Annotated in this window: 15 protein-coding genes; 13 read left to right on the top strand and 2 right to left on the bottom strand. The window is 39.8% G+C overall.

From position 1 onward, the window contains the following. Entirely contained in the window at positions 1-552 is a 552-nt protein-coding gene (locus AC4PHB_RS11355; protein ID WP_492136538.1) for a DUF924 family protein, read from the bottom strand. Positions 553-736: 184 nt separating this feature from the next. On the opposite strand from AC4PHB_RS11355, the gene AC4PHB_RS11360 reads away from it, so the two are divergent. The 8 genes from AC4PHB_RS11360 (at position 737) to AC4PHB_RS11395 (ending at position 10,787) form a co-directional block, all read left to right on the top strand. Further along, positions 737-3,175, top strand: a complete 2,439-nt coding sequence (locus AC4PHB_RS11360) for a M28 family peptidase (RefSeq protein WP_492136539.1) — start codon at positions 737-739, stop codon at positions 3,173-3,175. Beyond that, on the top strand, positions 3,172-3,333 hold the full coding sequence (locus tag AC4PHB_RS11365) for a hypothetical protein (protein WP_492136540.1): 162 nt from the start codon (positions 3,172-3,174) through the stop codon (positions 3,331-3,333). Before AC4PHB_RS11360 ends, AC4PHB_RS11365 begins: the two co-directional genes overlap by 4 nt. Beyond that, the gene (locus AC4PHB_RS11370; protein ID WP_492136541.1) at positions 3,330-4,700 is read left to right on the top strand and encodes a hypothetical protein; all 1,371 of its coding nucleotides are present in this window, start codon (positions 3,330-3,332) and stop codon (positions 4,698-4,700) included. The genes AC4PHB_RS11365 and AC4PHB_RS11370 overlap by 4 nt, the downstream gene beginning before the upstream one ends. A 39-nt stretch (positions 4,701-4,739) precedes the next feature. Continuing rightward, the gene (locus AC4PHB_RS11375) at positions 4,740-5,702 is read left to right on the top strand and encodes an ABC transporter ATP-binding protein (protein WP_492136542.1); all 963 of its coding nucleotides are present in this window, start codon (positions 4,740-4,742) and stop codon (positions 5,700-5,702) included. A 6-nt stretch (positions 5,703-5,708) separates the two neighbouring features. Next, positions 5,709-6,485 carry an ATP-binding cassette domain-containing protein gene (locus AC4PHB_RS11380; RefSeq protein WP_492136543.1) on the top strand — a complete coding sequence of 259 codons (777 nt, stop codon included), beginning with the start codon at positions 5,709-5,711 and terminating at the stop codon, positions 6,483-6,485. Positions 6,486-6,635: 150 nt separating this feature from the next. Beyond that, positions 6,636-9,437: a sensor domain-containing protein gene (locus AC4PHB_RS11385; RefSeq protein ID WP_492136544.1), complete on the top strand. Its 2,802-nt coding sequence runs from the start codon at positions 6,636-6,638 to the stop codon at positions 9,435-9,437. A gap of 78 nt (positions 9,438-9,515) precedes the next feature. Beyond that, positions 9,516-10,304: a 2-keto-4-pentenoate hydratase gene (locus AC4PHB_RS11390; protein ID WP_492136545.1), complete on the top strand. Its 789-nt coding sequence runs from the start codon at positions 9,516-9,518 to the stop codon at positions 10,302-10,304. 114 nt (positions 10,305-10,418) lie between these two features. Then, positions 10,419-10,787: a PH domain-containing protein gene (locus AC4PHB_RS11395; RefSeq protein WP_492136546.1), complete on the top strand. Its 369-nt coding sequence runs from the start codon at positions 10,419-10,421 to the stop codon at positions 10,785-10,787. A gap of 70 nt (positions 10,788-10,857) precedes the next feature. Here AC4PHB_RS11395 and AC4PHB_RS11400 read toward each other — a convergent pair whose 3' ends face one another. Then, positions 10,858-12,027, bottom strand: coding sequence for a M20 aminoacylase family protein (locus AC4PHB_RS11400; protein WP_492136547.1), 1,170 nt, complete (start codon positions 12,025-12,027; stop codon positions 10,858-10,860). A gap of 169 nt (positions 12,028-12,196) precedes the next feature. Between AC4PHB_RS11400 and AC4PHB_RS11405 the strand changes: the two genes are divergently transcribed. The 5 genes from AC4PHB_RS11405 (at position 12,197) to AC4PHB_RS11425 (ending at position 21,310) form a co-directional block, all read left to right on the top strand. After that, on the top strand, positions 12,197-13,594 hold the full coding sequence (locus tag AC4PHB_RS11405) for a sigma-54 interaction domain-containing protein (protein ID WP_492136548.1): 1,398 nt from the start codon (positions 12,197-12,199) through the stop codon (positions 13,592-13,594). A gap of 229 nt (positions 13,595-13,823) precedes the next feature. Further along, positions 13,824-14,234 (top strand): ketopantoate reductase family protein, encoded by a 411-nt coding sequence (locus AC4PHB_RS11410; RefSeq protein ID WP_492136549.1) that lies wholly within the window; start codon positions 13,824-13,826, stop codon positions 14,232-14,234. Next, positions 14,207-14,917 carry an NAD/NADP octopine/nopaline dehydrogenase family protein gene (locus AC4PHB_RS11415; protein WP_492136550.1) on the top strand — a complete coding sequence of 237 codons (711 nt, stop codon included), beginning with the start codon at positions 14,207-14,209 and terminating at the stop codon, positions 14,915-14,917. The genes AC4PHB_RS11410 and AC4PHB_RS11415 overlap by 28 nt, the downstream gene beginning before the upstream one ends. Positions 14,918-15,149: 232 nt before the next feature. Further along, positions 15,150-17,936 carry a PD-(D/E)XK nuclease family protein gene (locus AC4PHB_RS11420; protein ID WP_492136551.1) on the top strand — a complete coding sequence of 929 codons (2,787 nt, stop codon included), beginning with the start codon at positions 15,150-15,152 and terminating at the stop codon, positions 17,934-17,936. Further along, positions 17,936-21,310, top strand: a complete 3,375-nt coding sequence (locus AC4PHB_RS11425; RefSeq protein ID WP_492136552.1) for a UvrD-helicase domain-containing protein — start codon at positions 17,936-17,938, stop codon at positions 21,308-21,310. Before AC4PHB_RS11420 ends, AC4PHB_RS11425 begins: the two co-directional genes overlap by 1 nt. The last annotated feature ends 33 nt before the right edge of the window (positions 21,311-21,343 follow it).

Below are 21,343 nucleotides of genomic sequence, written 5' to 3' on the forward strand. Positions count from 1 at the left end.
TTACCCGTAAAAATTACCATTTTTCTCCCTTAAATACTCAAGTTCCTCCATTGTAGACTCTCTTCCGAGATCTTTATTTTGATAAGGGTATCTACCGAATCTATCAAGAACCTCCCTGTGAAGCTTCTCAAAATATAGAGTTCCCCCACCGTCCTCAAGCTCCTCAAAGTATTTCATTGCCCAATCATGAAGATCAGTTGATTCTGAGTGCATGAAAGGCAGAAGGATGAATCTTTTTTCATCCGGAGTCAGCTTGTGATAATCAGGGCTATTTACAACCTCCTGAGAAAGTGCAATAGCCATCTTATCCTGAGTATACGTCCTTATATCATTTCTGAATAGGTTTCTTGAAAACTGGTCCAGTACTATTATCTCAGCCAAACGCCCCCTGATATCTCCTCTCCAGTCCACCAGAAGACCCTCCTTTGCGGCCTCCCAGGTATCGAGGAACTGTATCCTGATTTTTTCATCGAATTCATCGTTCTCATCAAAATGTAGTGGTACATTCTCTGGTAGAAACCAAAAGCTGAGAACATCCCCGTAGGTTTTCACTGCCATACCATCAACCCTTTCTTAATTTATTTCTATTTGTCTATATACCAGAATAGCCTACTTTATAATCATCAAACCTCCGGGATTTTGTCTCAGCAATCACCTGATTAAGTGGTATAATGTTGATATGGACAAATTTACAGAACGTATGATCTGAATACATATTATGTGAAAGTGGATGACCATGAGAAGATTTAACTTCAATATTGCACCTAAGTACATACTGACAATAGCTGCAGCTCTTGCTATGGTTTATTTGCTCTGGCCAAAAGGAAATTTCAATGAGGATTTATTAAACACAGACAATATATATCAGCATATTGAAGATCTGTCGTCGGAGGAATACCAAGGTAGACAGGCAGGATCAGAAGGCGACGAAAAAGCACGGGAGTACATAGAAAGCTACTTTAGACAAATCGGTTTAAAACCAGCAGGTATAGACAGCACTTACTATCAGCCGTTTAGTACAGTCATGCCAGACATAGATACCAGTCCGATATTTACCGTAGGCTCTGTTGAGGGAGAAATGATTTTCGACCTTGATATTTACGAGGATTATAATGTGGTGCCTTCCCTGAACGGAGGAAGCATTGACTATTACGGAGATTTGATAATTGCAGGCAGTGACCTACTCAGACTGGACCCTGAGGTTATCGAAGGCCGTATTGTAATCATCGAAGCCAATAGACTGCTCCCAAAGCACGTAAGCTACGTTAGGGAGTCCGGAGGCAAGGGGATATTATGCACTACGGGTGTCAATGTATATGATCGCAACAGGAGAGTGGAGTTGCTGAAACCTCTCAGCATAGCTGGTAAAGCAGGAAAGTCAATATTTATTGGTTACTTTTCTTATGACATCTATTATAAAATGATCAAAATGATAGGTGAGGGAAAAATCGGAGTAGATGGTAATACGTATGACACCATAGAGGGAGCTAGGTTAAAGGTAGACATGAGCTTTCCAATTGTCGAATCAGCTAATATTCTTGGAAAGGTGGATGGGAAATCAGAAAATGGAGAGATCCTGCTTATCACTGCTGATGTTGACGGCTGTGGAGATGGAGCAAATGGCAAGTATTTCCCTGGAGCCTTCAACAATACATCCGGGATAGCGGTCCTCCTTGAAGTCGCCAGAGTCATTGCAGAGCAGGATAGCTTACCATATGAAACGATCGTATTCGCTGGCTGGAATGCCCAACAGCAACAGCTATGGGGTTCAAGCTGCTATATCGACGATCCGATATATCCTCTAGATAGGACTACAGTTATTCACCTTGGATCAATTGGCAGGGAAACGATAGAAGGGCTTAAGGTATCAACTGACATGCTTCATGGAACTATATTGAAGGACAGGCTAATCAATTATGCATTGGATTCAGGCCAAAAGGTAGTTTCAGGGCCTCTGGGCTATGGTTCCATAACCAGGTTCAATGACAAAATGGTTTCTGCAGTCAGCCTATATGATTCAAATGAGGTTCTAAATACCTATGAGGATAGTCCTGAAAAAATTAATAAGGACAGCTTGGAAAATGCAGCGAGGACTGTACTTAGCTTTGTTAAGCGCGATATATATATGGACAGGGGCTTTGATTATCTGACATCAATTGACAAAATCATAATTGCAATATTTGCCTTGGCAGGTCTTACAAGCTATATTATAGTAATTGCATATAATACATATCCTAAGGTTAGGCTCTTCGGACGTCCAATAGAGGAGGTTTATTATTCCACGGGGAGCATCTTTATAAGAAAACTCTACACAGTTGCGGTTTTCGTCATTATCGCAGTATTCATACTATCTTTTCTTGGGAATATAGATCCAGGTACTGATGCAAAGCTTATTGGAGATGAATTACAGACAAACCTATCCCCATATTTGACGTTAAAAAAGAGTATATTGTTCATAAAATCTATGTTCTACCCATCCACATATGGTGATAATGCGGCGGGGAGTATTATTGATGTAGTATATAGTTCAAGCCGCCAAAGCCTGATCCTTATATCTGCATCCCTTGTTTTATCAACGATACTTGGTATAGTAAGGGGGATGTACGAGGGTTACAGGTCGAAAACCTCAAGACTTACTTCGGTGGGATCTCTCATATTTTTCTCCATCCCCGATGTTCTTATAGTGCTATTGACTTTAATGGGATATGCGGTTCTGGCTAGAAGGTTCCCTGAGATCAAAGAAGCCGAATACGTTAAGGAATTATTAGTGCCGTTATTAACACTTACAATAATCCCTACAGTCTATATCTCCAGGATCACCTTTATCACTATCCAGGAGGAACTGGGCAAGGATTATGTAAAGAATGCATTTGCAAAAGGTTTCTCCAGAAAGAAGACTATATTTTTGGAGCTTATGCCTGCAGCTGTTTTTAAGATCATCGATGCAATGCCTTCAATAATGACAATGCTTCTTACAAATATGATAGTAGTCGAGTGGCTCTTTTATTATCAGGGGATATTATATTATCTACTGTACTTCTACAAAAGACATGACATTTACAGCTTCGTTCCGTTGGCAATGACTTTGGGTCTAATTTACATTACATTTACGAAAGGTATACAGCTATTGGCAAGGCTGATAAACCCCCTTAAGAGCAGGAGGGTGTACAAATGAGAAGAACTAACCTTCCTCTAATACTGGGAGCCTTAATATTGGCATTGATCCTCCTTGTTGCGGTTTTCCCCGGACTATTCACAGATAGCAGCCCATATACCATCCAGCTTATGAGATTCATACACGAGGATGGGAAGCTGGATGCAGAAAGGGCTTGAGAAAGCAGCTGCAAAGCAAGGACTCCAGAATGACTTTGATTTTCAGAAAGCTTATAACCTTTGACTTTAAGTATCTATTGAGGATGATCGACAAGAGGAAGCGTCTAAAATACGGCATAATAGCTGCATGTATCAGCTTGGCTATAGTCGGCATAAGTCAGCTGACCAGAGTAGATCATAGTATGACCTTGAGAAATTATAGAACTGAGCTTCCTGAGAGTTCTTTGATAGGCACAAAAGAGTCCAGAGCATTGGCAGTCACTATTTCTGAGGAGATGGAAAGTCTAGGACTTGAGCCACTTAAGGATAGTTTCATGATCGAATATCCGATTGGCAGCTCTTACTTGATAGATGAACAGAGTCTGCAGCTTCAAAATGAAACTGAATCTATTGAATTAGCTCCAAACTTGGATTACTCATTTATATCAACAAGAAATATCGAGGTAAACGGTAAGGTAATCGATGCAATGGGTTTGGATATTTTTAGCTTTGATAACTTTGAAAGTCTTGATGGAGGTTTTGCTCTCATAGATAAGGCTTATTATAACGACATGGCTATAGATTATTTTATCAATGAGATCAAAGAAAATTCTAGAATAAAAGGAGTTCTGCTTATTGCCCGAGCAGGAGAGAAGCTTGAAAGCTTAATAGTCGATGAAAGCAGGGATATCCCAATAATACTAATTACAAGAGAGACAGCAAAATACATAGCAGCTTATCCTGAGACCACGATTTCAGCTAAGAGCACTGTAGAAATATTGGGATCTAGCGGTGTAAATGTTGTAGGTGTCTTAAGGGGAAAGGACGAGAACTTCGGTGAAGAGGCAATCGTTATTGGAATGAACTTTAACTACCTGACTGAGGGAGGAAAGGATGTCCTTGGCTTCAACCTTAAAATGATGGAAAAACTTTGTACTGAGTACGACAACAAGAGGTCCATTATTTTCATGTTTCTGGACGGTACCCTGGATGAGAAAAGACATGGCATATATTACATGGCTGAGGATTTTCCCTACAGCCCAAACAAGGTCCAGGCCTACGTTGATCTTACCGGAATAACTTCAAGCCGCTTTGACTACATTAAATTCAGCTCCGCACAAGCACCGTTGACAAGGCCCTTTGCATGGAGCCTTGGTCATCATCTTGGTCAGGAGCTTGAGAAGGCAAGGCTTGAGAACATAGGTTTTGAGACCGTTACAGTGGAGGATGAATTTTTGTTTACCGACAGCTATGCGGACAATGTGATGTTCTGGGAGAGAGGGATCCCAACATTAATTTTAAATACATCTGCTGAAGGGAAAGGGAAGAGAAACGTTGAAGAACTAGGGAGTATAGTTTTGAAGGTAATAAGTGAAAACAATTATTAAAGCAATGTCCGATTAAGCTGTAAAGCAGGAGTTGATATTATGGAAAATGTGTTGCTGCAAGTTAAAAACCTCAAGGTATCCTTCTATCATGATAGTAGCTCTTACCAGGTCATAAGAGGCTTTGACCTTAAACTTATAAAAGGAGAGATCGTTGGCATACTGGGGGAATCTGGAAGTGGTAAGACGGTTTCTGTGACCTCTGTCCTGGGGCTTATTGACGATTCTTCTGGAAAAATAGATTCCGGGGAGGTCGTATTTCAGGGCAAAGACCTATTAAAAATAACTGAGAAAGAGCTTAACAGAATCAGGGGTAAGGAGATATCTTATATATTCCAGAATTCCTCTGAGGCTCTAAATCCCTATAAGACTATTGGCAAACAGCTCGGACAGGTTTTAAAAGCCCATGGATTACAAAACAACAGAGAGATGATCCTGAACGTACTTAGTGAAGTCGGAATAGATGATGCTGATACTGTTTTTGACATGTATCCGTTCCAGTTGAGCAGGGGACATAACCAAAGGATAATGATAGCACAGGGAATACTCTGTAAGCCTATGCTCCTTATAGCAGACGAGCCAACCAGCTCAATTGATGCTTCACTGCAAAAAACTATTCTGGACCTTCTGAAAGATATAAGCATGAAAAATGAAATGTCAGTAATAATAATAACCCATAATTTTGGAGTAGCAAGATATCTCTGCAACAAGCTCCTGGTAATGTATGGAGGCCTTTTAGTGGAGGAAGGCAGCATGGTCGACATTATCGAATCTCCAATGCATCCTTATACAAAAGAGCTGATAAGGTGTGTTGAGTCACTTGATGAAGAGGGCGATAGTATGTATACGATCGATGGTTATCCTCCTTCACCTGAAGATTTCAAGGATGAGTGTCCTTTTTACAGCAGATGCAGCGTCAGTGAAGAAGATTGCACCAAGGGTATACCAACGCTTATAGGTATAGGTGGCAGAAATGTAAGGTGTGTCAAGTATAGGAAGGAATGATGCAGGTTGAAATCTTTGCTCGAAGTCAGTAAGCTTTCCAAGCACTATATAGTCAAAACAGGAGCATTTTCCGAGAAAAAAGTAATCGAAGCGGTTAAGGATGTTTCATTTTACATAGGTGAAAATGAATCTCTTGGTCTAATTGGTGAGAGCGGCTCTGGCAAGAGTACTATCGCCAACCTTGTTATGAGGTTAATCGCGCCAAGCGATGGAAGAATTCTTCTATTCGGTGATGATATAACAACTTTGGATGAAAACAATATGAGAAGGCTTAGAAAGGACATACAAATAATCTTCCAGTACACGGAAGCTGTCCTGGATCCACAGATGACCATAGATGAGCTTATTAGGGAACCGTTGATAATACATGAAATAGTAAAGCCAGTTGAACTTGAGGAGGAAACAGTGCGTTTGATGAAGCTGGTTGGGCTGACTCACACTGAAAGATGGAAGCTTCCGGGTCAGCTGAGTGGGGGGCAGAATCAAAGAGTAGTGATTGCAAGGGCAATCGCAACCAGACCTGGACTAATAGTGTGCGATGAGCCTGTATCTGCTCTTGACGTCTCAGTCCAGGGACAAATACTTAATCTGCTTCAAGAGCTGCGCAATGAGCTTGAGCTTTCATATTTATTTATTTCACATGATCTTAAGGTGGTTAAACATATGTGCGACCGAGTAGCAGTTATGTATAAAGGGGAGTTGGTTGAAACGGGAGAGACTAGGGAGATACTTAATTTACCTAAGCACGACTATACGAAAAAGCTCATAGATTCCATGCTTTAGCAGTGATAGCTATTGCAGTGCCAGAGTATTAATTAAAATATTTAGCTGTTTTCAAATATGTCTAGTATATGAAAGTGTTTGGCAATATAATAGTGGTAAGCGAGAAATGATTAAGTTTTTAACTAAAACAGGTACACTCAAGGAGCTGCTATGGATACTGACGTAAAGAATATGGGCACCAGTAATAATAACAATTTACTTGGAAGCAAGCACCCATGGAGACTATGGGTTTTGCTTCTGTTTCTTTATGCTGTATTAAGCTTATTATTCCTGAGTTATTCCTTCGATAGGTATGAGAAAATTGTTTCTTCAGAAGCAATAATGCTTGGTCAGTCACTGGAAACTATGTTCCATCCTGAGCATCTGATGTCTCTAAAGGGTTCTGAGGAGGACCTTGGCAACCCTGATTATATAATGGCTAAACAAAATTTGATCAGGCTTAAGGAAACTACTAATCCTATATACTTTTCATATCTATTGCAGAAAAAAGATGATCATCTAATAATATTAATGGACTCTGAGATTCCGGATTCACCTGAATATGCACCACCCGGAGAAATATATGAGGAAGCTGATTTAGAATATTTTGAACCATTTGAAACTGGGGAGACGGTTCTTACAGATATTACAGTAGACAGATGGGGCAGGTGGAGAAGTGTGCTTGTTCCAATCAAGCATCCTGATACAAATGAGATAATTGCAGTGTTTGGAATGGATTACTCTTCCGAAGAATGGAAGGAGAGATTATGGAAGCAAATGGTTCCAGATATTGTGATTACAATATCTGTACTTATGCTCTTTATTGCATTTATTATCTCCAGGTTTCAACAGTCAAAACTAAAGAAGCTTAGCAAAAGACTTTCTTATGATGAAGCCCTTTATAGAGGGGTATTTGAGCAGGCGCCAATAGGAATAGGTCTTATGAATGGAGATTCATTTATGGTTAGCTCTGAGTTCGAGTATCCTTCAGTGAATCCCAAATTCGAAGAATTGCTGGGAAGAAAGGATGAAGAACTTAAAGGGATCAAGTGGATGGAAATAACACATCCTGAAGATATTGAAACGGATATGGAATTAGCAAAAAAATACAATTCGGGCGAAATAACAAGCTACACTTTGGAAAAGAGATACTTAAAACCCGATGGCACTCCAGTTTGGGTTGATATGCATATATCATCGATCATAGGTCAGCCCGATATAGAGATGACTCATATTTGTCTTATAGAAGACATAACAGCTAGAAAAATTGCTGAGGAATCTTTGATACAAAGCGAAAGAAGCAAAAAAATACTTATCGATAATCTGCCCGGACTGGCATACAGATGTAGATTTGACAAAGAAGGTACTATGATCTTTGTTTCCAGAGGCTGTTATGAATTGACGGGATACTACCCTGAGCAATTTATTGAAAACAGAGATATTGCTTTCAATGAAATAATTAATCCGGAGCATAGAGATAAACTTTGGGAGGAATGGCAGAGAACTATCCCAAATAGATTGCCGTATAGGCTGGAATATGAAATAACAACGGCAAAAGGCGATAAAAAATGGGTCCTGGAGATAGGCGAAGGCCTTTATAATGAGGATGGAGGCTTAGATGCACTTGAGGGAATAATACTTGATATATCAGATAGGAAGGGCTATGAGGATCAGCTCAGGTATATTGGAGAACATGATCCATGGACCGATCTGTATAACAGGAGACACCTTCTTGCTATCCTGGATGAGGATGCGTCCATTAGTGAAGATATCAAAAGAGCAGTAGTCAGTGTTAATTTGAGTACAATGCACATCCTGAGTCTTACCTATGGTTTTAACTACAGCCAAACACTGATAAGGAAGATAGCAGCTGAACTGAGTACATTAAGTAGTCCTGAAAGAATATTATTCAACACCTATGAATATCGATTTGTGTATTACTTTAAGGGTTACAGGGATTTTGAGGAACTCAGAAACTTCACTGAATCTGTTGCCGAGGTTCTTGAATGGAGTCTTAAAGCAGAGCACGTGAATGGAGGAATTGGAGTAATTGAAATCAATAGTGGTAATAGTGGAAACAATGAACAACTGCTTAAAAATCTTCTCGTAGTATCTGAAAAAGCACTACACGCTGACAAAGATTTTGCGATTTACTACCTTAATGAGGATGCTGAAAACCAAATAAACAGGGAAGAGATCATAACGAGAGAGTTGCTGCAAATCGCCGAAGGAGAAGCTACAGAAAGATTGTTCTTGCAGTTTCAGCCTATCCTTGACATTAAGACAAGTAGGATAAGCGGTTTTGAGGCTTTAGCCAGGTTACGGAGTAGTAAGCTCGGAATGATCTCTCCAATGGAGTTCATACCATTAGCAGAAAGGAATAAACTAATAATAAATTTAGGTGATTTGATAATTGATAAGGCTCTTCAGTTTCTGCTAAGGCTTAAACAAATGGATCGCGTTGATACCACTGTGTCGATCAATATCTCTGCAATACAGCTGTTAAAGCCTGACTTTAGCAGGAAGTTGTTAAATGCTATAAGAGAGCTGGATATCGACCACAGAAATATTATAATCGAGGTAACAGAGTCAGTCTTTGCGGCAAACTTTGAGGGTATTAACGAAGTTCTTGGAGAGTTAAAGAGTAGTGGGATAAGTATAGCTATAGATGATTTTGGTACTGGCTACTCATCTCTGGCTAGGGAGATTGAGATAAATGCAAGCTGTTTGAAAATAGACAAGTATTTTATTGATAAGCTTGTCGAGATAGAACCACAAAAAACCCTAGTAAGCGATATAATATCGATGGGTCATAAGCTTGGATACTATATAGTTGCCGAAGGGGTTGAGCATGGATCTCAGCTTGATTACCTTATGGATAATGGCTGCGATAAAGCACAGGGTTACTATATCTCAAAACCACTGGACGAAGACAGAGCATTAGATATTCTAACGGGCGAACCTGACAATTAGTGTCAGGTTTTCTAATTTAGTGGGTATATGGTTATAAGTTTATAGTGGTCATACAATACATTTGGATGGAGGATCTAGATGCCTGATAGAAAATATAGCAATGAACAGCTTTCTAGTATGCTTTATGAAGCAACGAAAACAGGGAAGACAATGGAGATAATAAGCCAACTTGATGAACAAGTAACTGTACAGGATGCATACGACATCCAGCTAAAAAATGTAGCAAGAGCACTTGAAGATGGCGAGGTTATCAGCGGTAAAAAAATTGGGCTGACCTCAAAGCCTATGCAGCAGCTTTTTGGGATCGACGAGCCTGATTATGGGCATCTGTATAAAAGCACAGAGGTGACAAATGGAGGATCAATAAAAATTGACACGTTAAACAAGCCTAAGGTAGAAGGCGAAATTGCATTCATATTGAACCGGGACCTGACTGGACCTGGAGTTACAATTGAGGATGTATATAGAGCAACTGAGTATATATGTCCTGCGATTGAAATAGTAGACACAAGATATGAGGATTGGAGGATAAAGCTTGTAGATACTATATCTGATAATGGATCAAGCGTTCTTTACATTATGGGAGACAATAAATATAAAATTGGAGAAGTCAGTCTTCCTGAAATCAAGATGACTTTATTAAAAAATGGTGAGGTTATAAATAAGGGAACAGGAGCTGATGTACTCGGAGATCCGGCTACAGCGGTAGCATGGCTTGCTAATAAGCTTCATGAGTTTGGAGTCAAGCTTAATAAGGGTGACGTTATTCTCTCGGGTGCTATTACTGCAGCAATCGAAGCAGTCGAGGGTGACTCATTTGAGTGCAGCTTCGGAGAGCTTGGTAGCGTTAAAGTGGATTTTAATTAAGATGGTTAAGTACTTAGGTTAATTATTTGCAACTTATTAATAGAAATTAATTTCCAATTATGGTAATATTATCTTGTAAGAGTTAAAAGCTGAAGATAATAGGAGGTATGTGCTATGCCTGAGGTTGGAAATGTATTAGTCTGGACTTTGATTTCCGAATGTCCTATCCCTAATGATGTTGAGACACTTTTAGTTAATGGAGAGAAAGCAATAGCTGCCTATAAAACTCTCCGAGATAGCGCTATTTTTACAAATAAACGTCTTATTGTTAGAGATGCTCAAGGTATAACTGGGAAAAAGGTAGAGATTTACTCATTACCGTATTCTTCAATCAATATGTGGTCAACCGAGAATGCAGGGAAATTATTGGATTTTAATGCCGAGGTTGAATTATGGACAAGAGCTGGCCATATTAAGATTAACTTACAAAAAGGTGTTGATATTAGAAGGTTTGACAAGCTAATTGCAGAAGCGTTGTTATAGAGATAACTACTTTACACTACTTTATTATAAAACAGGTGCCGGTTTAATTTCAGCACCTGTTTTTATTTCTTTACTGCCTACTTCCAAGCTTCAGCCTAACGATTTCAGCGAAAAATTCTGCCCCTATCTCCAGGATAGAATCATTATAATCAAATACTGAATTGTGGAGAGGAATCATATTGTCTGAGTCATTATTAATCAGTCCGCCAAGAAACACGAAGCAGCCTGGAACCTTATTCATGAAGAAACCAAAGTCCTCGGAACCCATCATTGGGACACAGTCAGGGAAAGTATTTTCTTCACCGACGATATTTTTAGCAGCTTGTAATGCAGTTTGTGTTTGCTCAGGCCAATTTATGGTTGGAGAAAACTCGTGTGTGTATTCAAAGCTACACTCTGCATCATGTGCCTGACAGATACCCATACAGATATTCCTCATTCTGTCTTCGATCAGGGCCTGGACCTTAGGCGTAAAACTTCTTGTATCTCCCTTTATTACGACGTTTGAAGGAATGGCATTTCTTATCCCGTCAGTAGTTATCTCTGTGCAGGAGATGACTGCATTTTCTAGTGGACTCGCATTCCTTGAGACGATGGTTTGGAGTGCAAGTATTATCTCGGCTGCGATGACGAGTGGATCATTTCCTAAATGTGGACTTGATGCGTGGCAGCCTTTTCCTTTGATTTTTATGACAAAGTTGTCCTCACTTGCCATGATTCCACCAACTCGGGTATGTATAGTACCCTCTGGAAGATTTGGCATGTTGTGGAGACCATATATCTCATCTATTGGGAATCTCTCAAAGAGTCCATCCTTGATCATGGCAATTGCTCCCTTGCCTGGCTCTTCAGCAGGTTGGAATATTAGCCTTACTGTACCATTGAAGTTTTTCCTGCCAGCTAAAAGCATCGCAGTCCCCAACAGAGTTGCGATGTGACCATCATGACCACAGGCATGCATCCTATTTGGAGTTTCTGATGCATGTGCCACATTTGAAGTTTCCTGCATTTGAATACAATCGATATCTGCCCTAAGACCGATAGAACCTGGGGCATCTCCAACTGTTAGATTTGCAACCAAACCGGTCTTACCGATGCCTGTATACACTTCGTAGCCCATTTTAGAGAGTTCTTCAGCTATAAACTTAGATGTATTAATCTCCTCGAAAGCACTTTCTGGATGCATATGCAGGTAGTGACGCCATTTTTTAAGCTGATTCATAAATTCTTCTCTGTCCATCTTTATCCCCCTTCTTCCTTTGTTATTGATATTATGATACATTTTTTCGCTATTAAATGTAAGGTACGAATATAGTTATTTTCTGATAGAGTCGCTATAAGCTGGTACAAAGCTATAGATTTGTGATACCATTTAAAGAGGATGAAGAAGTCAATAAGGAGGAGAAAGTATGATCGGTAGTGAGTTTAATATTAATTATATCGACTCTGTGTTGATTGTGGATAAAAATATGAACATTGTCCATACCAACAGGTATAATCCAAGATTCAGTCATAATAAAATTGAAAATGAATACACTGATTATATTTTCAGGAAATACAATGAGGTTTATCCAAATATAAGGCAAGATGAGAGCACAATTATTGAATGCTTGAAAACAGGAAGGGTTATTTATAGAGACAGGCAAAAATTCTCAGATTTAAATGGGAATATTTACATAACAAGAAATATTACTTACCCGATCATCAGGTATGGAGAAATTGTTGGTGCACTTGAGATTTCACAAGATATCACGACTAAAAATACTATTGAATCCTCGGAGGGCAGGCTGCTTAACAATGATCCAGCAGAAAACCAATACACCAAGCATACTGATAAAAGTGAAATAATCACCAGGAACCATCATATGATGGAAATGATTCGAAGAGCAAAGATATTTTCTTTTAATTCCAGTCCAGTTTTGATATTTGGTGAAACTGGAACCGGGAAGGAATTGTATGTAGAAGCTATGGTAAGATCAAACCCAAATTTGAAGGGAGAGTACCTAACCGTTAATTGCGCAGCTATACCGGAAACACTTTTTGAATCTATCCTTTTTGGATCGACAAAGGGTGCATTTACTGGAGCAGAGGACAAAAAAGGTCTTTTTGAGCTTGCTAATAATGGCGTATTATTTCTCGATGAGCTCAATTCAATGCCAGTCAGTCTACAGCCAAAGCTTCTTCGCGTGTTGCAAAATGGCAGAGTAAGGCCTATGGGAAGTTCCAAAGAGGTATCAGTAAATGTAAAAGTAATTGCAGCGGTTAACAAGGATCCAAGATATTTAATGGAGCAAAGGCAATTGAGAGAGGATCTTTTTTACAGACTAAGCAGTAATATGATAGAATTATTGCCATTGAGAGACAGGGTTGAGGACATTGATCTATATATCAACTACTTTATTGAAAAAGCAAACCTAGAATACGGTAAAAATATAACCAAAGTATCTAAATCACTAAATCATCTTCTAAATAAATACAGTTGGCCTGGAAATGTTAGAGAAATCAAGCATGTCGTTGAGTCAATGGTAAACCTCACAGAAGGAAATGAGCTTACGGTTGGCGATCTCCCATTTTACCTGAAAGACCACTTGAACCAAAATACCAAAGATCAAAGTTTTTCTGAGGAACTGGATAGGGATTATCATTTGGAGCCATTAAACACGTACCTTAATAAAATGGAATCAAATCATATAGAAAAAGCCCTGAAGCTGACCTCCGGAAATATTACAAAAGCAGCAGAAATTCTAGGTATGCCACGACAGACATTAAAGTATAGGATCGATAAATTGAATATGCTTTCAAAATAAAATCGCAACCGACAAAATATCAGCGATAAGCTCATGATTAACGCCCAAATATTGGCGAATTTCGTGAGCTTTTGCTTTCCCGCTAAAATATTGGCTTTTATTCTTGGAAAGAAATTAGACAGAGTATTAAAACAGCTATTTTTAGAGACTTGAGCAAACGATTTAAGTTGGCATCAATTTTGCAATACATAGAGTAACAAAGGGAAATATACAATTAGGGGGTAATCAAATGAGAATTGCAGTTTTAGGTTCAGGAAATGGAGGCTGTACATTAGCCGCGGATTGGTCATTGGCAGGACATCAGGTAAAGATTTTTGACTTCAGGGATTTTCAAAGTACAATCAACGATATAAATAAAGCTGGTGGAATAACTGTAGAGGGAGACATAGAAGGATTTGCAAAGGTTGAATACGCAGGTGATTATATTGAAAGAACACTGAAGGATGCAGACATTGTATTTGCAGTTGGACCAGCATATAGTACGGCTTCGTTTGCTGAAGAAGCCAGAGATCATATCAAACCGGAGCAGCTATATATTGTTTGTCCAGGTTCTTTAGGGGGAGCTCTTATAACTAAGAAAGTTTTCAGTAATAATGAATCACTTAAGGACATATGTATAGCAGAGACTTCAACTGTATAGCAGAGACTTCAACGCTTCCCTATGCAACAAGACTTATTGGACCTGCTACTTTGGAGGTTTATCTGAAGCTTAAGGGCGGCGTTATGGTTTCTACTATTCCCTCAAGTAAAGCCTCAAATGTAGTGGAAGTACTATCTGCGATATATCCAAACTTAATAAAATCAGATAACATTCTTCAAACTATGCTGCAAAATGGGAATCCGGTTATTCACCCCGCTGTCACAATACTTAATACTGCATTGATAGAAAGAACGAAAGGAGATTTCTTATTCTATGAAGAAGGCGTAACACCAGCTGTAGGAAGGCTAATTAAGGCAGTGGATGAAGAAAGAATGGAACTGGGAAGAAGATTAGGCGTTGAAGTAATATCTGAGACAGGAGTTAGCCTGATGCAAGGTTATTTGACTGAAGACAGTTATGAGTATGGCTATACTACTGCTCCTGGATTTATGGGGATCAAAGCTCAGTCGAGTCTTGACTATAGATATATAAATGAAGATGTAGGCTATGGACTGGTATTCATGAAGGATTTAGCTGACAAGGTAGGGATGAATGTTCCTGCCATTGACTCGATAATTACGATTGCATCTATCATAACGGGCAAGGATTTCCTGAAAATGCAGGAAAGAACATTGGAAAAGATTGGTTATAGTTTAGAGCAGATCATTAATGATGATCTTTAATGATTAAATGAGAGAAATGTTATCTGCAAACTTTTTACTCAAGTAATACCTATAAAAAGAAAATCCGACCTTGATTCATCCAAGGTCGGATTTTCTTTTGTATTGATCAATTATATTATATGCCATTTTTCATTTTGTGTCCTTATTTAGAAACATTAATGCCAGACAAATATTATCGAATTGTTAGAAATGAGTAAAAATGGTATCATCTAAGTAACCGGGAGGGATAGAAATGGAATTAAAATCTCTTTTTATAGATATGAGTCTTAGAAAAATTGTCCTGGTGGATAAAACCTCCAACAGCTACCATGCCAGAAGATACTTAGTTGATAAATATGGGATCCTTCTGAATACGCATATTATGACTTTGGGACAATATATCACCCAACTGACAGGGCAGGCTTTAAAGGAGAGGAACCTGGAGATAATCGGCAGGGAGGATGCCCTGTACTTGATCGAGTCCATTATGAACGATGATCAATCAGGATTTCAATATTTTAAAAGAGAAATAATTTCTCTTAATACATATACTGAGGTTTTGGCAACGATCCAAGAGCTTAAGAAAATAGGAATTAGCTATGATAATGATCTTCTTCAGGGAAGGATCAAAACACAGGAATTGGGGAAGGTGTACCGATTGTATCAGGATTCTCTGAAGCGCTTAGGGAAGGTTGACGAGGCTGATCTTTTGGAGCTGCCGGCAGTTTTAGATCAAAACTCTATCCATGTAGTATTCGACAATGTTACCTGGCTTCCTGGAGAAAAAGCATTTTTTGAGGATTTATGCAAGGGTGATTTCAAGCTTATTGGTCTACCGAAACCAAGCTGTATTCCTAGGCCATCCAATTACACATACTTCTGTGATGAGGCCGCAGTGGATAATGGATATCTTATTGAAACCTACTGCAATGGAATTACATCAAATAAGCTAAGGATCACTAGGGCATATGGGCAATCTAACGAGGTAAATGGAATATTCAGAGAGATATTATTACGAGGGCTTAGATTCGACCAATGTATGGTTCTCTACACAGGAGGCGAATATGCTGATTATATAAGAAATTCATCGGATTATTACGGAGTGCCTGTAACAATCCAGGAAGGACTGAAGCTTGAAGACACTAAGCCCTTCTATCTTGTATCCCAACTGATATGGTATAAGGCTAAGGGTTTTCTCACCGAGAGCATTAAGCCATTATTCGATGCAGCTGTATTGAGACTGGAGGTGCTTGACCACAAGGGTGAAAGGATTTCTGATGGAAAACTATATGAATACATAAAAGCATTGAGAGTAAGCAATAGCCCCGTGGTGCTTCTTGGTAAGCTTGACTCATATGTAAGAGACTGTGAAGAGGCTTCCGGAAGATTGATGGAAGGAGCTTCAAAAGAAGAATACTTAAGGTCGATCGCCATAGGTAAAGGATTAAGACCCTTTGTGGAAGCTCTGGCAAGGCTTGAGAACATTAAATCTGGAACAGATGAGTGGCTAAGAGCATTGTTGGATATCATTGTTAAATACACCTTCATCATGGAGGGCGATGAAGGGAATGGCGATAAGGACAAAAGAGCACTCGAGGCAATAACGGGTGCTATTGAAAGGTACCTCGATGGACCCTGCAGCTATGGAAGTGTAAGCGCTAAGTGGCTCTATGAAATGGAACAAAGACTGAAAGGATCCAGGAAAGACCTTTCAACGCCGGCACCTGGGAAGCTTCATGCTGCAAGATTTTCTAATACGATGCTGATTTCCAGGCCATATGTGTTTGTGGTAGGGCTTGATGCAGGCCACTTTCCTGAGAGGAGATCAGATGTAACTATCCTCAGTGATATCGATAGACAAGGCTTAAGCAAGGACTTGTTATTGGAACACAGGAAGACGGATTCCATATTCAAGCTCCTTGAAGTGCTTGGGGGATTTAAAGGCGAACTGAACCTTGTTTACAGTTATTATGACACTGTTAAAGTAAAGGAGACAAATCCATCCTCGTTTATACAGGAATTGCTTGAGATAGAAGACATTTCTAAATCTGAGTATTCATTCCTTCCGGAATCGAGCGAGAGAGCTTTGACTCCCATAGAAGACTTAATGTTCGCCCCATCCGAGCTTCTTGGCAAAGTAGAAGATACTGGCAAGGAAGCTACAGGAAAAGCTGAGGATTTCATGGCCAGAAATATATTCTCTGCCTCTCAGATAGAAATGATGGTTAAGTGCAGGAGGATGTACTACTATAAATACATTCTTGGCATACCAGAAGAAACTGAAGAGATCCCAGGACATATTGGCTGGCTCAATGCTGCCGACAGGGGTACACTGCTCCATTCCATACTTGAAAGGGTCGTAAATGAGATTGCTGGATCCTGTGACACTGATGCTAAAATAGTGGAAATTTGTGAAGATGAATTTCAGAAAATGGAGAGACAAGTACCTTGCGTAGTCAGGCATCACTATGAAAGCATGCTGAGAGGATTCCAGCAGGCAGCTCTAAGCTATGGGAGGACATATCTTTCAAAAGTATCCTCAGGAGAAGTAGTGTCATCAGAAACTGAAAAGAATTTCGTCGTTCCTGTGGAGATCGTATCAACAAATGAGATAGAGAAGAGCAGCAAGATAATACTTCTTAGAGGGGTAATCGACAGGATCGACATACACCCTGACGATACTATGACAATAATTGACTATAAATCCGGTAAGCCCTTTGAGGACAGCTCTGCCAACAGGGAGAAGCTCCAGGATTACTTGTATACCCTGGCCGCACAGGTGATCTATAAGGACAGGGAAGATATCAAGGGTGTGAAGGAAGCCAGGTACGACTTTCCACTAGAGGAAGCAGACGACGTCTTTTGGGCGATGGATAGAATGAAGCTTGAAGCTCTTACCAATGAAAAGGCAAGGCTGATTCTCGCTGCTCTAGAAGATATTTCAACGGGCTGTTTCAAGAGGGCTGAAGATGCAAAGCATTGCACCTACTGCAGCTATTATCTGCACTGCAGGCCACACATAAATGGAGGTGATGAGTGATGGATGCAGAAACATCTTTAAGGGAAAAACTTCTAACAGATTTTGATACTAATTTTATGGTCGAGGCTGGTGCCGGCGCAGGTAAAACTTCACTGATCATTGAAAGGATACTGAACCAGATAACTGCTTCATCAAAGGATAGAACACCGATGTTGCTGGAGGAGATAGCAGCGATAACATTTACTGAGAAAGCGGCCAATGAGCTAAAACTAAGGGTAGCAGCAGGCATTAGAAAAAGAATTGAAGATGAACCTTGCCAGGGAAAAAGGAAACTGCTGGAAAAGGCTAAACTTTCGATAGACGATCAGTTTGTTGGTACAATACATTCATTTTGTCAGGAGCTGCTGAGGGAAAATGCATTTGAGGCAGGATTGGGTCTTGACTACAAGATAATGGATCAAGATGAGGACGCTCAGATCAGGGAACTTGTTTGGCAGAGATATATTATGGAAAACCAGTTGGGACTATCGGGAATAATGAGAAGATTGGATGAGCTTAATATATCGGTCGAGGAAGCTAAAGCTGCCTTCGATACTATTTCAAGGCATGAGTATTCAATAATAGATTTCGACGCAGAAATATGGAGAGAGGCCCCTCCGTATCAAAAGCTTATGGAGATGCTAAATCCGCTGACTCGGATTTTTCGTACTGGTCCTGACGGAGAGCTAGAGACGAATCTTGGCGAGCCTTTAAATAAGGTGCTTAATGCTCCAGAAAGAAAAGCATTCATCCCCTATTACAGAAAGCAGACTGGAAAGGGTGCTGTTGCCCTGGCTAAAGCCCTGTCATCTAAATATGAAGCAGAGGGGATCGTTTGCTCTAAAAATTATGCAAAGAAAGGTCTATGCCTGGATGTGATTGAAGGCCTTGATTTTGCTGGGATGAAAACTCTTTATGAAGCCTGCTATATATATACATATGATGTAATCATGTCCATAGCCTACCCTGCAATCAAGGAATACACCAGGTACAAAAGGGAGATAATGGCTGTGAGCTTTGATGATTTACTAGTACTTACAAGAAATTTATTGAGAGATTCCGAGGAAGCAAGAGAAAGAACAAGAGAAAGGTACAAATGTCTGTATATAGATGAATACCAGGATACAGATTCCATCCAGTCAGAGATAATGTTTTATTTAAATGGTGAAGCAGCAAATGAGGGTGCTCTGTGGAGCGAAAGAAGGCTTATCACTGGATCCACATTTATCGTTGGGGATCCAAAGCAGTCTATTTATAGATTCAGGGGAGCAGATATTGCACAATACAATAAGGTTAAGAAAATTTTCGAGGAAGATCCTGGATGTGAGGTGGTAGTACTTAAGAAAAATTTCAGAACACAATCAGGGATAGTTCAGTGGGTCGAGAATGCTTTCAAGCTTCCAGAGGGAAGCAAGGATGAACTTGCAGAAAGCGGATATGGAGCTTCACGGTTTCTGCTTAATGAGCCTGCACCGTGGCAAGCGTCATTTTATGGCATGGAGGCTCAAAGAATGGATTCTGATTCTCGAGACGAGAAGGTAATTAAGGGAGTTTACTCCTTCCTGGCGGGACCGTTGGAGAAAGTTGATGAATATCGAAGAATTGAAGCAGCATGGGTATCAGGTTTTATTGAAAAGCTTGTAAAGGAGAATTATCTACTCGAGACCTTTGACGTTCCGACTGGGTCGGTGGAGGCTAGGCCGATTAGATATGGAGATTTTCTTATACTGCTCTACAACACAAAGGGAATGGAGGACTATATCTCAGCCCTAAAGGATAAAGATATTCCAGTGTCCTATGCAGGTAAGCTAAAGCTTGGGAATATAGATGAGATAGCCAACTTTATCGATATGGCTGAATATCTGGCGGATCCAGGGAATGAATCAATGCTATGCAATGTACTTATTAATTGCTACGGGATTAGTAATCTTGAAGAGTGGAAAAGAGTAGAGGAAAATGGAAGGCTGAGGACTATTGAATTGACATCATTTTTAGAGCTGGGAAATTTGGGTGATATACCTCCTCCCCTAAGGAAAGCATTTGAAAGCATCAGAGAACTTACTGTTTTAAGGGATTACTTGAGCCCAATGGCGTTCATGAGAAGACTGCTCGACGAATATGAAAGATTGTACCTTGGGAGGTATAATGAGACAATTGTTCGTTCAGTTGCAGGTACTCTTCACTTTTTGATAGAAAAGCTTTCTTCAAAAAACCTGGCAAGCTTTCAAATGGCTTCAAGGGAGCTGGCCCTTCTTAAGGACCTCGACACTGACAGAGAGATGATGCTGGAGGATAAAGCAACAGAGGGAGCTTTGGGTTATGTAAGTATAATGAATCTTCATAAGGCAAAGGGTCTGGAAGCTCCAATAGTAATACTTGCAACTGGAGGTACTGATTACAGCCATTCTGCTTCTATAGCAGCAAGACATTCTGAAAAAGGGAAAATCGTAGATATTAAGCTGTCAAAGGGAAATGGAGTGCTGGGATATAGCAGAAATTGGCTCCAGATTGAGTCGGATGAGGAAAAAAGTCTTAAGGCTGAGGCTCTAAGATTACATTACGTCGCAACTACAAGACCTATCAATGCGCTTATTATAAGCGGTTGGGGCAGGAACAACTGGAGGAGGTACAAGGAATTCCCTTCCATAGAAATACCTGCAGATTTTCCAAAGGAATACCTGGGTGTGGGCGAACTATACTCACTCCAGCATGATAAGGTAGAAGGAAGGATCACAAGACTAAATAATAAGAGGGCGGCTTTGGAAAATGTCTCAGCAAAGCAAAGCTACCTGGAAGTAAGGCCTAGTAAGCTTAAGGAGTTACCTGAAGTTGAATGGAGATATGAAGCAGGACATAGATTCAAAGAAGTTCCTTCTGGTGAGAACTGGGGTACAGTAATCCATAGGGTATTTGAGCTTTATTTTACTTTTGGATCAGAATCTAATGGTGGCAAAACTTATGGTATTGACTCTAGGCTTGTCGATATGGCTATAGATGAGATGAAGGCAGTTGAAGATTTCAGCAGCTATAAGAAAGTTATTATGAATATACTCAGGAGCTTTATATCCAACCACGAAGTTATAAGGATAACTTCATCAGCCAAGCTTATTCCTGAGCTTCGCTTCGATCTTGTAAGGAGCATTGGGGAGAACCCTGAATATATAACTGGTATAATCGATCTGCTTGCTTACTCAGAGGATGGTGTATATTTGATAGATTATAAGACAAATGCTCCTGACACAGTTGATAAGGATGAATTCATAATCCATATGATAGGAACGTATAAGCCCCAGATAGACCTTTATAGAGAATTCCTGGCAGACAGCCTTGGTAAGAAAGTATTGGGATCATATCTGTACCTGACAGCGATAGATAGAGTTGTTGAGGTCAATTGATTAGTAATTTCTTATTATTAATAATTGATTAAG

Source organism: Gudongella sp. QWL-04 (assembly GCF_058683975.1).